The sequence below is a fragment of the Pseudomonas sp. NPDC086251 genome (genome assembly GCF_044746405.1).
Taxonomy (GTDB): Bacteria; Pseudomonadota; Gammaproteobacteria; order Pseudomonadales; family Pseudomonadaceae; genus Aquipseudomonas.
Genome location: NZ_JBIVBY010000067.1, coordinates 1 through 13374 on the forward strand (window position 1 = coordinate 1; position 13374 = coordinate 13374).

The 13374-nt window shown below is 60.4% G+C and carries 9 protein-coding genes, 1 tRNA gene and 2 pseudogenes; 6 read left to right on the forward strand and 6 right to left on the reverse strand.

Translation table 11 applies throughout. The features are described 5' to 3' along the window. The first annotated feature begins 333 nt into the window (after positions 1–333). Positions 334–1188 (forward strand): Pnap_2097 family protein, encoded by an 855-nt coding sequence (locus tag ACIPL2_RS34620; protein WP_401365209.1) that lies wholly within the window; start codon positions 334–336, stop codon positions 1186–1188. Continuing rightward, positions 1185–3311, forward strand: a complete 2127-nt coding sequence (scpA, locus tag ACIPL2_RS34625; RefSeq protein ID WP_401365211.1) for a methylmalonyl-CoA mutase — start codon at positions 1185–1187, stop codon at positions 3309–3311. The genes ACIPL2_RS34620 and scpA overlap by 4 nt, the downstream gene beginning before the upstream one ends. A gap of 25 nt (positions 3312–3336) precedes the next feature. Here scpA and ACIPL2_RS34630 read toward each other — a convergent pair. The 5 genes and pseudogenes from ACIPL2_RS34630 to ACIPL2_RS34650 form a co-directional block, all read right to left on the reverse strand. Then, positions 3337–3411: transfer RNA gene (locus ACIPL2_RS34630), tRNA-Gln, on the reverse strand. Positions 3412–3713: 302 nt separating this feature from the next. After that, a pseudogene (locus ACIPL2_RS34635) lies at positions 3714–4833 on the reverse strand (agmatine/peptidylarginine deiminase). A gap of 26 nt (positions 4834–4859) precedes the next feature. After that, on the reverse strand, positions 4860–5957 hold the full coding sequence (locus tag ACIPL2_RS34640; protein ID WP_401365214.1) for an extracellular solute-binding protein: 1098 nt from the start codon (positions 5955–5957) through the stop codon (positions 4860–4862). A gap of 1 nt (position 5958) precedes the next feature. Continuing rightward, positions 5959–6866, reverse strand: a pseudogene (aguB, locus tag ACIPL2_RS34645) (N-carbamoylputrescine amidase). A gap of 4 nt (positions 6867–6870) precedes the next feature. Next, complete coding sequence (locus tag ACIPL2_RS34650) at positions 6871–7923, reverse strand: agmatine/peptidylarginine deiminase (protein WP_401365217.1); 1053 nt, start codon at positions 7921–7923, stop codon at positions 6871–6873. Between the two features lie 148 nt (positions 7924–8071). Between ACIPL2_RS34650 and ACIPL2_RS34655 the strand changes: the two genes are divergently transcribed. Next, positions 8072–8938 (forward strand): LysR substrate-binding domain-containing protein, encoded by an 867-nt coding sequence (locus ACIPL2_RS34655; RefSeq protein ID WP_401365220.1) that lies wholly within the window; start codon positions 8072–8074, stop codon positions 8936–8938. A gap of 132 nt (positions 8939–9070) precedes the next feature. Then, on the forward strand, positions 9071–9886 hold the full coding sequence (locus ACIPL2_RS34660; RefSeq protein WP_401365223.1) for a DUF1206 domain-containing protein: 816 nt from the start codon (positions 9071–9073) through the stop codon (positions 9884–9886). An 87-nt stretch (positions 9887–9973) separates the two neighbouring features. On the opposite strand, the gene ACIPL2_RS34665 is transcribed toward ACIPL2_RS34660, so the two are convergent. Then, positions 9974–10570 carry a DUF4157 domain-containing protein gene (locus ACIPL2_RS34665; RefSeq protein WP_401365226.1) on the reverse strand — a complete coding sequence of 199 codons (597 nt, stop codon included), beginning with the start codon at positions 10568–10570 and terminating at the stop codon, positions 9974–9976. Between the two features lie 140 nt (positions 10571–10710). Here ACIPL2_RS34665 and ACIPL2_RS34670 point away from each other — a divergent pair, with 140 nt between their 5' ends. Continuing rightward, the gene (locus ACIPL2_RS34670) at positions 10711–11193 is read left to right on the forward strand and encodes an HIT family protein (protein WP_401365229.1); all 483 of its coding nucleotides are present in this window, start codon (positions 10711–10713) and stop codon (positions 11191–11193) included. Positions 11194–11448: 255 nt separating this feature from the next. After that, positions 11449–13149 (forward strand): amidase, encoded by a 1701-nt coding sequence (locus ACIPL2_RS34675; RefSeq protein ID WP_401365232.1) that lies wholly within the window; start codon positions 11449–11451, stop codon positions 13147–13149. The last annotated feature ends 225 nt before the right edge of the window (positions 13150–13374 follow it).

Below are 13374 nucleotides of genomic sequence, written 5' to 3' on the forward strand. Positions count from 1 at the left end.
CCCCCCCCCCCCCCCCCCCCCCCCCCCCCCCCCCCCCCCCCCCCCCCCCCCCCCCCCCCCCCCCCCCCCCCCCCCCCCCCCCCCCCCCCCCCCCCACAGCTGCTACGAGGATCGCGTCAGGGCTTGGCGTTACGCAGGGTCACGTAATCTCGTGAATCGCGCTACGAAGATTCGTGTTTCTACGCAATTGCGTCGTGCCGTCTCGTCTTCAATGACACCGTGCCTGATCAATATTTACGTTCTAAATCAACAAGTTAAACCATGCATAAATAACAGCGACAAACTGGTACGGCATTCGCTACGGGTTACCCACCCGCCTGACGGATATCTACCATGCCGACATTCATCGCCACGCGTTCAGAAACCTATCTCGCTTCGATGCCCAACCTGGCCTTCACCGGACTGTCGGAAAACTGGTTGCTGAAAGAGTGCGGCCATCAACATTGGCTCGCATTGGCCCAACTGCACAATCGGCCCCTGCCTGATTTCGTCGATGAGCAAGGGCGCATCGCATACGCCGCGTTCACTGCCGTAAAAACCTGGAATCTGAAGCTCGAAGCGATCATCGAGAATCGCGCATTCCAGATTCATACGCGGATCGGTCGTGGTGGCCAGGCCCGGCATTACAGCGAACATGAGGTCAGGCTTGGCGACCGTGTCGTCGGGCAACTGGCATTGCTGTCCACCTTCGTCAGCCGTCACGTACCGGGCGACAATCGCAGTGTCAGCAAGGCTTGTCTCAAAGGCAGTCACGCCCCCATAACACCGCTACCCGATGGATTGCAGGCACTGCACGCCGACAACCGACGAATCCGCAGCGGTGACTGGCGCACTCATTACGACATAGACCGACAATCCATCGAGGCCGCGCGCGTGTTTGATTTCACGCCCTGCCCGGACATCGACTTCAACGGCGCCGACCTCCTGTACTTCGCCAATTTCCAGGCCATGGTCGAGCGGGCGGAATGGGCCTTATTGGGATTGCGTCGCCCCGGTCACATCCGCCAGCGCGAGCTGCACTTCTACGGCAACCTCAATATCAACGACAGCTTGCAGCTCAGGCTGCACATGGGCGAGCCGGGCCATCATGAATTGCACTGGTGTGAGGTGTATCGGCGCAGCGACCTGTTCAAGCTGGCCGACGTGTTCACCCGCAAGCTCCATCTTTCGGAGTGCAGCCGACCATGAGCCACCCTCCACTCTGGCGGCCCGAAGGCCTGCGACTAAAACCGGTGTACCACAGCAGTGACCTGGACGGTCTTGAGCACCTGCACAGCCTGCCCGGCAAGGCTCCGTTTGTACGCGGTCCTTATTCGAGCATGTACCCGGAAAAACCCTGGACCGTGCGCCAATACACCGGATTCGCCGGTGCCGACGCCAGCAACCGGCGGCTACGGCAACGCTTGGCGGAGGGCGCCACAGGTTTATCCCTGGCGTTCGATTTGCCGACCCATCGTGGCTACGACTCCAGCGATCCGCAATGGCAGGCCGATGTCGGCAAGGCCGGTGTCGCCATCGATAGCGTCGAAGACATGGCTGAACTGCTGGAAGGTATTGCCCTGGACAAGGTCTCGGTGTCGCTCACCATGAACGGCGCCGTACTGCCGGTGCTGGCAGCCTTCATCGTTGCCGCCGAAGAATCCGGCGTCGCACCGGAACGGCTCAGTGGCACGATCCAGAACGATATTCTCAAAGAGTTCACGGTGCGCAACACCTACATTTTTGCGCCGCAACCCTCGATGCGCATCACCATGGACGTGATCGGTTACCTGAACGAACACGTGCCGCGGTTCAACCCGATGTCGGTGTCCGGTTACCACTTTCAGGAGGCCGGCGCCGATGCAGTGCTGGAGTTGGCATTGACCCTGATCAACGCCAGAACCTACGCCGAGCAGGTGCAAAAAAGCGGCTTCGACCTGCAGCGATTCTGTGAGCGAATCAGCTTCTTTTTCGGCATCGGCAGCGACTTTTATACCGAAGTCGCCAAGTGTCGGGCGGCCCGCTTGCTCTGGTCCGAAATCACTCAGGCCTTGGGCATCCGGAGTGAAAAAGGCCAGGCGCTGCGCATGCACTGCCAGACATCAGGCTGGTCGCTGTCAGCCCAGGACCCACTCAACAACGTCACACGAACCACCGTCCAGGCCATGGCCGCTGTATTTGGCGGTACGCAGTCCCTGCATACCAATGCCTGGGACGAAGCGTTGGCGCTGCCCAGTGAGGCGTCGTCAAGATTGGCCAGCAATACCCAACATATCCTTCAACAGGAAACCGGACTCTGCGATGTGGTCGACCCCTGGGCAGGGTCTTACATGATGGAAGCGCTGACGGCACACATGGCCGCGCAAGTTCGCCAACGGATGGCCGAGATAGATGCCCAAGGCGGAGTGCTGCAGTCGATAGAATCCGGTTCGATCAGTCAGGCCATTCATCTTCAGGCCATGGCCACCCAGGCCCGACTTGATAGCGGGATTCAACGGCGTGTTGCGTCAAGTGAGGCGGCGCCAGAAGCGGCGGCAGCCATCGACAGCCAGGCCCTGTGCGCCCGCCAATGCCAACGCCTGAGCCGCTTGCGACTGAAGCGCGACACCGCGCGGGTTGAAGCGTTTCTGGATTCGATCACTGAATGCGCACGCTCGGGTCAGGGCAATTTGCTGGAAGTGACTGTGGCAGCCATCAGGGCGCGGGCAACCCTGGGCGAATGCACCCAGGCACTGGAAAAAGTATGGCCACGTTTCAAGCAGGATCTGAACTTTCGCGCCGGTCACTACGGCCCCTCTCTTAGCGAGCAACCGGGTTGGGCGCTGATCGGTGCGCGCATCTCGACCTTCGTCGCCGACCATGGCCGGCCGCCGAGGATTCTGCTGACCAAGCTGGGCCAGGACGGCCATGACCGTGGGATTCGGCTAATGGCCGCAGCATTGGCCGATGCCGGTTTCGAGGTAAAACTTCTGCCGCTGTTTCAAACGCCGATTCAGTTACTGCAAGCACTGGATGAAGAACGCCCGGTGGACCTGATCGGGATTTCGAGCCTGGCCGGGGCGCATAACGAATTACTCGCTGAGCTGCTGAGCCTGTTGAGCGAACGCGAACTCGCCATTCCAGTGGTGGTGGGAGGCATCATTCCGCAGGCCGATGCGAGCCAGTTGCTGGGCCTGGGAATCAAGGCGTGTTTCGGTCCGGGGCAGGAGGTGATTGAAATTATCGAACAGCTGGTCGATCTGCTCGCCCCTGCTCGATTGCCAGGCGAGAATCGAAGCACAACACATTGCCCAGATCACACCGTGCTGCCCCCGTGGGCGGCGCAGGTCTAGAGCAAAGAAGAGACTGTAAGGAAAATGGCAGGGGCGGCTGGATTCGAACCAACGCATGGCAGGATCAAAACCTGCTGCCTTACCGCTTGGCGACGCCCCTGTAGGTGTTGCGACGAGTGCCTGGCACTCTTGGTGATATTGCAGCTGGCGAGCAGCTTCGAGTCGCTGCGTTCGCCAAGGCCGTGTAATGGCCTCTGCAAGATGCGCGGGAATTTATCAACTTTCGATCCGGCTGAAAAGCCCTATTAACAATAAATTTGTTTAAAAACAGCCGCTTACCATTACTTGAAATCAGATACAACCCTCTCAGAAATTTTTCTGCAACCGGAGCGCGGCACAAGGCACTGCAGCGAACAAGGCGCTTTAAAGGCCTTGCTCGTTGCAGTGCTCGGTTGCGACTGACTAAACCAGCGGCTGGTGGCTGGTCACACAGTGGATACCACCGCCACCGGCGGAGATCGCGTCAATGTTGAGCTGCACCACCTCGCGGTCCGGGTAGAGCTCCGACAACAGATCAAAAGGCCTTGGCATCGGCGGCCTTGTCGCCAAACTCCGGCGCAATCACCGCCCCGTTAATCACAAAGTAGTTGATGTAGCCGGCGGCGAAGTCCGGGTTGTTGCGACTGAACGAGCTCTGGCGCGGCTTGAGTGGCGGCGACACGGTGTGCACCTGTAGCGCGCGGCCATCGGCGTCCGTGGCAGTTTCCAGAATCGCCAGATGAGCACGGGTGACGGCGTAATCGTATGACGCGGGGTCGTTATCGAGGTTGGCGATCACAACGCTAGGCTTGACGAAACGCGCATAGAAATCGACGTGGGCGTCGGTGATGTCCTTGCCTTTGATTCCCGGCAGCCAGATGATTTTGCGCAGGCCCAGGCGAGCTTTCAGCTCTTGCTCGACCTCGGCCTTGCTCCAGTCGGGGTTGCGGTTGCTATTGATCCAGCTGCTTTCGGTCATGATCCCGGTGCCGTGACCATCCACTTCTATACCACCGCCCTCACCCACCAACTCGCTGCGGATGTGACGGGCATCCACCGTGTCGGCGACCAACGCGGCCACCTGAGCATCCTCGCTGTGCTGCTGTTTGTTACCCCAACCATTGAAGTTGAAATCCACGGCGCCCAGCTCGCCTTTCCCGTCGACGACAAAGTTGGCGCCGGTATCGCGCATCCAGATGTCATCGAGTTCGGTGCTGATGTAGGTGATGTTCGCCGCGCCGCAGTGCTCTTCGGCCAAATCCCGTTCGCGCTCCCGACAGAACACGGTCACCGGCTCATAGCGCGCGATGGTGCGAGCGATCAGGCCAATGGCGGCTTGCACGTCAGCGGTGGAATCCTCCCAGATGCCCTCCTGTGCGCCAAAAGCGATGAAGGCCCTTTGGTGTTGGTCGCCCTCATCCGGCATGCGCCAATGGCCCGATGAAGCCGCCTGCACCCGCAACGACGTCAGGCCGAAGGTCACTGCCGCACCCAGACCGGCAACGACCGATACCTGCTTAATGAACTGACGACGCGTCGACATGTGTTGATCCTTGACTGTATCTGCATTCATTTCGCGGTGGCTGTCTTGAACTTGGTCCAGGTGCGCATGCGCGCTCGCATATCGGCCTGCGGGATGTCCTTGCCGGGAATCAGCCGTGCATACGTGGCGTCGTCGATGTAGATATCCGGGTTATTGCGCATCGCGGCATCGACGCTCGGACGCGCCTTGGCGTTGGAGGTGGGATAGCCGGTGAAGTTGCTGATCGCCGCCATGTTCTCCGGGCGCATGACGAAGTTGATGAACGCATAGGCATACTCCGGATGTTTGGCGTCGACCGGAATTGCCATAGTGTCCATCCACACCGTGGTGCCTTCACGGGGAATCCGGTACTGGAACGTGGTCTTCTTGCCGGCGCTGTCCGCCGTGCGTTGCGCCTGGGTCATGTCGCCGCTGTAGCCGAGCGACAGGCACAGGTTGCCATTGACCAGGTCGGTCACTGGCTGCGACTGGAACTTGCGAATGTAAGGCCGCAGTTTCATCAGCAGGTCACTCGCCGCGACCAGGTCTTCAGGCCTGGCACTGCGAGGCTCACGCCCCAGGTAATTGAGCACCACCGCCAGCACCTCGTCCGGCGAATCGATCATCGAGATGCCGCAGTCGGCAAATTTACCGACCAGTTCCGGTTTGAACAGCATGTCTAGGCTGTTCACCTGAGCATCTGGCACGCGTTGTTTGATCTGCTCATCATTGTAGGTCAGGCCGATGGTGCCCCAGGTGTAAGGCACGGTGGCCTGGCTCGAATGCTCATAATGCGAACGCAACTTCTGCAATCCGGGTTCGACGTCATCCAGGGCCGTCAGTTTTGCGCGGTCCAGCGGCAACAGACTGCCGGCGCGCATCAAGCGCTCGGCAACCGTGTCGCCGGGGAAGATCAGGTCGTAACCACTGCCGCCGGCGAGCATCTTGGCTTCCAGCGTCTCACTGCCATCCATGACGTCGTAGATCACGCGAATCCCGGTTTCAGCGGTGAATCTGGCCAACGTGTCTTCGGCGAAATAGTCGGCCCAGTTGTACAACCTGAGGGTTTTCTCTTCCGCGTGCAGCGACGGCAAGACGCAGCAAAGTGCCAAGGCACCGGTCAGCCATGGGTTGGGCATGCGCATATCAAATCCCCTGAGTCGTCCAGCGTGCATTGATGTGACGGCCATCCTGGCTTAACAGCGCCCCGTACATTTCCGGGCGACGGTCGCGGTAGATTCCCCAGCTCAAGCGGTCTTCGCGCATCGCGCTCAGGTCCAGGCTGTGCACCAGTACGCCGGTGCTGTCACGGTCGGCCTCGGCGAGCAATTTGCCCTTGTGATTGCAGATAAAGGACGAGCCGTAGAAGCTCATCTGCAGCAGCGGATCGGTGGTCGCCGCTTCTCGGCCAACACGATTGGCCGCTACACCGGCAGGAGGTTGGCAGCTGCATGGCCGCGCATGGTCATTTGCCAGTGGTCGCGTGAATCCAGGGCCGCGCAGCCCGGTTCAGAACCAATCGCCGTGGGAAACAGCAAGACTTCGGCGCCCATCAACGCCAGGCAACGCGCGGTCTCGGGGAACCATTGATCCCAGCAAATCCCCACACCGATCCGCCCGAACGCGGTGTCCCAGACACGAAAACCGGTATCGCCGGGGCTGAAGTATTCCTTCTCCTGATATCCGATGGCGTTGGGGATATGGGTCTTGCGATACACGCCCAGCAGGCGCCCATCGGCATCGGCCACGCTCAAGGAATTGAAGTACGCGTTGCCGGCCTTCTCGAACCAGCTCAGCGGCAACACCACACCCAGTTCCTTGGCCAGCGCGGCAAAGCGTTTGAGGACGTGACTGTCTCGATACTCTTGCGCCAGAGCCAGATGCTTGTGGCTTTGCTCGATGCAGAAATAAGGCGTGGCAAACAGCTCCTGCAACAGGATGACCTGCGCCCCTTTGGCCGCCGCCTCACGGACTAGCTGTTCAGCTTGATCGAGGTTGTGTTGCAGGTCCCAGGTGCAGGGCATCTGGGTGGTGGCGATCGTCAATAAGCTCATGGCATCAACCCTCCACCGGCCAGGCGGGCTGTTGCTGGGTGATGCAATGCACACCGCCGCCGCCATGGGCCAGGTGATTGATTCGCACCGGCACTACCTCGCGTCCAGGGAAGACCTGCGCCAGCACTTCGGCCGCCGCGTAGTCAGCGTCAATGCCGTAGGCCGGCATGATGATCGCGCCGTTGGCGATGTAGAAGTTGGTGTAGGAGGCGCAGAACACTTCAGCCTCGGTGTCCACGGCGTCAGTGGCTTCGTACAGTTCGATCAGTTCGAACTTCCGCCCCCGGGCATCGGTGGCCAACTCCAGGGCACGCCGGTTTTCGCGGGCCACTTCGGCATACACCGACTGCTGGTCGTGGGTCGCGTCTACCAGCAAAACGCCGGGGCGTGCGAACGCACAGACACCGTCGACATGGCCGTCCGTCATGTCGCCCGTCACATAGTCCGGGTCGCCCGGCAGCCAGATGGTTTTCTTCACACCCAGCAGACGCGCGAAGAGCTCTTCCATCTCGGCCTTGTTCATGCCCGGGTTGCGATTGGGGTTGAGCAACACCGACTCGGTGGTGATCAGTGTGCCCTCGCCATCGACATGAATCGCACCGCCCTCGTTGCTCAGCGGTGTGCCGAAACACGGCACGCCCAGATGATTGAGTGCGCGGCGCGCCAGGCCTTCGTCCAGGTCATGGGCCGACTTGCCGCCCCACGCGTTGAAGCGCCAACTCACACCGGCCAGACCGTGTTGTGGATGGCAGACGAAGCTCGGGCCGGAGTCACGGCACCAACTGTCGTTCACCGCCAATTCGATCAGTTCGATGTTGGGACCGCACAGCGCTTTGGCACTGGCGACAGCGGACGGATCGACAACCATTTTCACCGGTTCGAAACGGGCAATGGCATTGGCCACGCGAGCGAAGTCCTCTTGCACCAGCGGCAAGGTAACGCGCCAACCCGACTCCCAAAGTGCCTGGTTGTGCGGCCAGACCATCCACGTCGCGGCGTGCTTGACCCACTCTGCCGGCATCATCCAACCACTGTTTTGAATTTGATCCTGCTGCATGACATGCCCCATGATAATAAGCTCTTTGAGTTAAGACATTGTGTTCAATGAGAACTGCCTTGATCGGCTTGTTATCCATGCTACGGCTGGCCAAACAGGCAAACAAACGATGGATTTTGTGGAAAACTGATTAGAGGAACTTATCAATATGCTTAAGCACTGGCCGCCGCTCAGCACCCTTCGCGGCTTTGAAGCCGCCGCCCGGCTGGGCAGTTTCCACAAGGCCGCCGCCGAGCTGCACCTCACCCAGTCGGCCATCAGTCAGCAGATCCGCAGCCTCGAGGCGTACCTTGAACAGCCCTTGTTCTTTCGCAGTGGCCGCAGCGTCAGCTTGACCGACGCCGGTCACGACCTGCTCAGCACCACCCAGGCGCTGTTGCAACAATTGGCCGTCGGCATTCGCCGCCTCGGGCAATACCAGAAACCCAACCAACTGGTCCTCAACACCACCCCGGCGTTCGCCCGTCACTGGTTGTTGCCACGCCTGGCGGGTTTTCGTCGCCAGCATCCGGAGGTTGACCTGTGGATTTTCAGTACCGATGAAGTCCCCGACATGACCACCCAAACCATTGACCTCGCGGTGCGCGACGACATCAGCTCCCAGGCCGAATGCAGCTTCAAGGTGCTGCACGCCGACCGCCTCTATCCGGCGTGCCACCCGACCCTGTTGGCGATACCACAGGAACAGCGCACCACCCTGCACGGCGAGCGGGAAATGGACTGGAGTCACTGGGCGGTGGAAGCTGGCATCGATGTCGGCCAGCACGATCAGGGGCTGAACTTCTCCGACCCCGGCCTGCTGCTCGACGCCGCCTGCGCCGGCCTCGGCATCGCCCTGGTCAGCGAGCTCCTGAGCCAGCAGGCACGCGCCCAGGGATTGCTGCAACCGTTGGTGGAGCAAACCATTCGCGGACCGAATTGGGCGTTGCTGACGCACCGTGACAGCGAGAACGCTGCGCAAAGTTTTAGTGAGTGGTTGCTGCGTCATCTGCAGGCGGTTGGCCCGCTGATGTAGCGGTTCGGGGGCAAGCCAGCAATCGAACGCGGCGGCACGTCCCAGGTGCGCGATGATCAAGCCCGATCATTAATCGAACGCCTGCCGACCCGACAGGTCTGCTCCTGTATGACTTCTCGGAATTTCAATCCAATGTCCGCGCAAAACAGCCTTGTCGTACTCGCACGTGGCGGATATGCCGCTCGGGGCGTTCTTTATCTGATCATCGGTATCTTCGCGCTGCTGGCCGCGCATGACTCGACAAAACCCAAAGACAGCCACAAGAGCCTGGAGGCATTGTTAAGCCAGCCATTTGGCTATGTCCTGGTCGGGCTCGTGGTGGCGGGTCTGCTCGCCTTCGCCGGTTGGCGCGTGTTGCAGGCAACGCGCGACGTTGATCATCACGGCAAGACATTCAAGGGATGGGTCATTCGTGCAGGTTTGTTCGCGGGAGGCTTAGTCAACGGCGCGCTGGCGTTTTTTGCGCTGGGCTTACTGATCAGCGGCCTCAAAAGCTCGGGCAATTCCGGAGGTGGGCAAACCAGGGGTTTACTGGCGCATCTTTTATCCTGGGAGCACTCGAATGTATGGGTCTACATCCTCGCCCTCATTCCCATGGGCGTCGGCATTGCTCACATCATCAAGGGCTGGAAGGCGTCGTTCGAAAAATACTTTGAAGCCGACGAAGACGTCATGCGGTACGTGCGCCCGGTGTCTCGGATTGGTCTCATCGCCCGTGGTGTCGTCTTTATCGAGATCGCCTTGCTGCTGATAATCAGCGGTTCCCGTTATCAAGCCGTGAATCCACCTGGCATGAAGGAAGCCCTTGATGCCCTGCAGAATCTGCCGGCCGGACGTTTGATTTTGATGGTGATGGCCGTCGGGCTGATCGCGTTTTCGGTGTACAGCTTTTCAGAAGCCTTCTGGCGCAAGATAAACATGGATGTGCCTGGCGTATCGAACGCTTAGGAGCTCGGCGACTACCGTATTTAAAACGCGGATTACCTCATTGAAACCGGGTCGACTGCTGTGTGCTTCTATTGACCGGCAGCGCTTTCAGTCAGCCCCCTCCCGCACCGCCCGCCTGACCTCAGCCTGTATGGCATAAGCCGGCGCCTCCACCGCATTGAAATCCTGTGTATAGCGCTGGGCAAATCCTTCTACCCCCCATTCCTGATACTGCTGCACATGCTTGAGTTCGTGAGCCCAGAGCGCGATGTTCTGTTCTGCGGTTTCAGTGTCGCGGAAGAGGATGATGTCGATCAGCGTTACGGCACCGACATCGGGATTTTGCAGCATGGCCGTGGCGGCGTTGAATTGGCCGTTGTCGCTGACTTTGTAGTGCGCGGTGTCGAGGACGCTGGGGTCGTACCAGCGCAACAATTGCTCGCGGAGGTGCGGCGGAATGGGTTGGCTGCCGGTGCTGGCCGCATCAGCGCGGGCTTGGGTCAGCCACAGTGCCAAGGCAGGCGCCGCGACTTGGTAGACGTCATCCGACAAGGGGCCGAGTACCTGTCCCAGGTCTGGCAGGCAGATGCAACTGTCCAGGCACACTTCTTTCTCGCCAGCCGGGCAAGCGCTGGTCTGGGCTGACGTTTCTAGCGTCAGGCAAAGAACCAACAGCGCCACCAGGCGCGTGGTGATGGGCGACATTGAATGCTCCAGGGGCGGACGACCCGCTTAGCGTTAGCGTAGCCCTATCGGTCTGTTCTCGATGACCGCTTTGGGCAAAAGCGGACACTGCCGCGATGCCTTGATACTCTCTGTAGCCGATCAATGATGGACACCGCCACATGGAAGTAGCAGCACCTTTCATCATCCATGAAACTGCGCACTGGATTCTTAATCATCACCTGTCATCCGCGCTGCCGGGTTATTTGATGCTGGGATCGAGGGCTCATGTCAGCTCGCTTGCCGAACTTCCGGGCGAGGCGCTGGCGGAGTTGGGTGGTTTGCTCGCCACCATCCAGAAAACCCTGGAGTCGCAGCTGAAACCGAAATGGCTCTACATCAGTCGATTCGGTCATGCCCCCGGCTATCCCCTCCACTTCCACTTCATTCCTGTCTATCACTGGGTTGAAGATCTTTTCTGGAAGGATGCGCGGTACAGGCTCCTGGAAACCTTCGCCACACACGAAAATGCCCAATCACTGACCGATGGGGCGGAACTGACGTTGTTCATCTGGCGCGAGTTTGGAGAGCGCCCGGAGCCACCGGCCATCCAGGGACCTTCGATATCCCAAGTCATTGATGATTTACGCGGGGCATTGCGCTGATGCGCAACTTCGATCGATCAGATCAGTCAGCAGGCAGACTTACGACCACAACTACTGGACCGGTTTGATCGATACTATGTCGCTCAACCTGAACCTTGTTTTTCGCCTCATTCCTCGCCGCTTGTCCAGCAACAAACGTGCTTAAGGTAGAACCGTTATGCGAACCCATTTTGAGATAAGTGATGTCCCTGAAATCAAGTCCCAGCGTGAAGGACACATTGACCCCATTTCCCATCAGCAGCCGGCGGTAACAGCATGATCGAGGTCACCGAAGTTTCCATTGCCCAGCTGCGTGCTGCGCTTGAATCCGGCCAGACAACGGCGGTTGAGCTGGTGCAGGCCTATCTCGCCAGGATCGAGGCCTACGACGGTCCAGCCACGCCCACCGCGCTCAACGCGGTGGTGGTGCGCAACCCCGAAGCGCTGCAAGAAGCGCAGGCGTCCGATGCGCGTCGAGCCAAAGGCGAGACGCTGGGTCCGCTGGATGGCATCCCTTATACGGCCAAGGACAGTTATCTGGTGAAGGGGCTGACCGCCGCTTCCGGAAGTCCCGCCTTCGTCGACCTGATTGCCTATCGCGATGCGTTCACCATCGAACGGCTTCGCGCCGCGGGTGCGATCTGCCTGGGCAAGACCAACATGCCGCCGATGGCTAACGGCGGCATGCAGCGCGGGGTCTACGGCCGTGCGGAAAGTCCGTACAACGCCGACTACCTCACCGCGCCTTTCGCCTCGGGCTCATCGAACGGCGCCGGGACGGCGACCGCTGCCAGTTTCGCGGCGTTCGGCCTGGCTGAAGAAACCTGGTCGAGCGGACGCGGTCCGGCCTCCAACAATGGCCTGTGCGCCTATACGCCTTCACGCGGGGTGATCTCGGTACGCGGCAACTGGCCGCTGACGCCGACGATGGACGTTGTCGTGCCGTTCGCCAGAACCATGGCCGACCTGCTCGAAGTGCTCGACGTGGTGGTGGCGGAAGATCCCGACACCCGCGGCGATCTGTGGCGGATGCAACCCTGGGTGCCGATTCCGAGTGTCGCGTCGGTGCGTCCTGCGTCCTATCAGGAACTCGCCGCGAAGCCCGAGGCTCTTGCCGGAAAACGGCTCGGCGTGCCCCGCATGTACATCAATGCGGACCCCGAGGCCGGTACGTCTGAAGCGCCGGGCATCGGTGGTCCGACGGGCCAGCGGATCATCACTCGCCCTTCGGTGATCGGGCTCTGGGAACAGGCTCGCAAGGCACTCGAAGCGGCTGGTGCGGAAGTGATCGAAGTGGATTTCCCGCTGGTCTCCAATTGCGAGGGTGATCGGCCCGGTGCGCCGACGGTGTTCACCCGTGGTTTGGTGTCCAAGGAGTTCCTGCATCATGAGTTGTGGGACCTGTCGGCCTGGGCGTTCGATGATTTTCTGCGGGCCAATGGCGATCCCACGTTGAACCGTCTGGCGGATGTCGACGGGCCGCTGATTTTCCCCCACGACCCGGGGACGCTCCCCAACCGTGAGGACGATCTGGCCGCCGGCATGGACGAGTACGTGAAGATGGCCCAGCGCGGTATTACGCCGTGGAACCAGATCACCACGGTGCCGGACGGATTGCGCGGGCTTGAAAAGACCCGGCGCATTGATCTTGAGGACTGGATGGATCGGCTCGGGCTGGATGCGGTGCTGTTCCCGACGGTGGCCGATGTTGGCCCGGCGAATGCCGATGTCGATCCGGCGTCTGCGGATATCGCGTGGAGTAATGGTGTGTGGGTCGCCAATGGCAACCTTGCGATCCGACACCTGGGCGTTCCGACGGTCACTGTGCCGATGGGTGTCATGCCGGACATCGGTATGCCGGTAGGGCTGACATTTGCCGGGCGTGCTTATGACGATTCGACGCTGCTGCGCTTTGCTTCGGCGTTTGAGGCGACGGGGTCGAAGCGATTGATTCCGCCGCGGACGCCTGCGTTGTAGCTTTTCTCGGACAAGACACGTTTGGGTTTGGGTTGGGGTTGGGGGCATATCCGTTGCTGCGGTAACGGCGGATATTGGTTCCGCCCTTACGGCGGGTCACTTTCGAAAAGCGCGAAAGTAACCAAAGCGCTTTGCCCCGCCATTCGGTGCCTCGCTTAGGCTCGGCATGCCCTCACTCCGGCATTGCTCCGGGGGCCCGCCGCCATCGGCCATCCATGGCCGGGG

What these genes read in the sequence shown, in the direction of transcription:
- ACIPL2_RS34620 (WP_401365209.1), top strand. Translation starts at nt 334, where the DNA reads ATGCCGACATTCATCGCCACGCGTTCAGAAACCTATCTCGCTTCGATG.
- scpA (WP_401365211.1), top strand. Translation starts at nt 1,185, where the DNA reads ATGAGCCACCCTCCACTCTGGCGGCCCGAAGGCCTGCGACTAAAACCG.
- ACIPL2_RS34640 (WP_401365214.1), bottom strand. Translation starts at nt 5,957, where the DNA reads ATGCGCATGCCCAACCCATGGCTGACCGGTGCCTTGGCACTTTGCTGC.
- ACIPL2_RS34650 (WP_401365217.1), bottom strand. Translation starts at nt 7,923, where the DNA reads ATGCAGCAGGATCAAATTCAAAACAGTGGTTGGATGATGCCGGCAGAG.
- ACIPL2_RS34655 (WP_401365220.1), top strand. Translation starts at nt 8,072, where the DNA reads ATGCTTAAGCACTGGCCGCCGCTCAGCACCCTTCGCGGCTTTGAAGCC.
- ACIPL2_RS34660 (WP_401365223.1), top strand. Translation starts at nt 9,071, where the DNA reads ATGTCCGCGCAAAACAGCCTTGTCGTACTCGCACGTGGCGGATATGCC.
- ACIPL2_RS34665 (WP_401365226.1), bottom strand. Translation starts at nt 10,570, where the DNA reads ATGTCGCCCATCACCACGCGCCTGGTGGCGCTGTTGGTTCTTTGCCTG.
- ACIPL2_RS34670 (WP_401365229.1), top strand. Translation starts at nt 10,711, where the DNA reads ATGGAAGTAGCAGCACCTTTCATCATCCATGAAACTGCGCACTGGATT.
- ACIPL2_RS34675 (WP_401365232.1), top strand. Translation starts at nt 11,449, where the DNA reads ATGATCGAGGTCACCGAAGTTTCCATTGCCCAGCTGCGTGCTGCGCTT.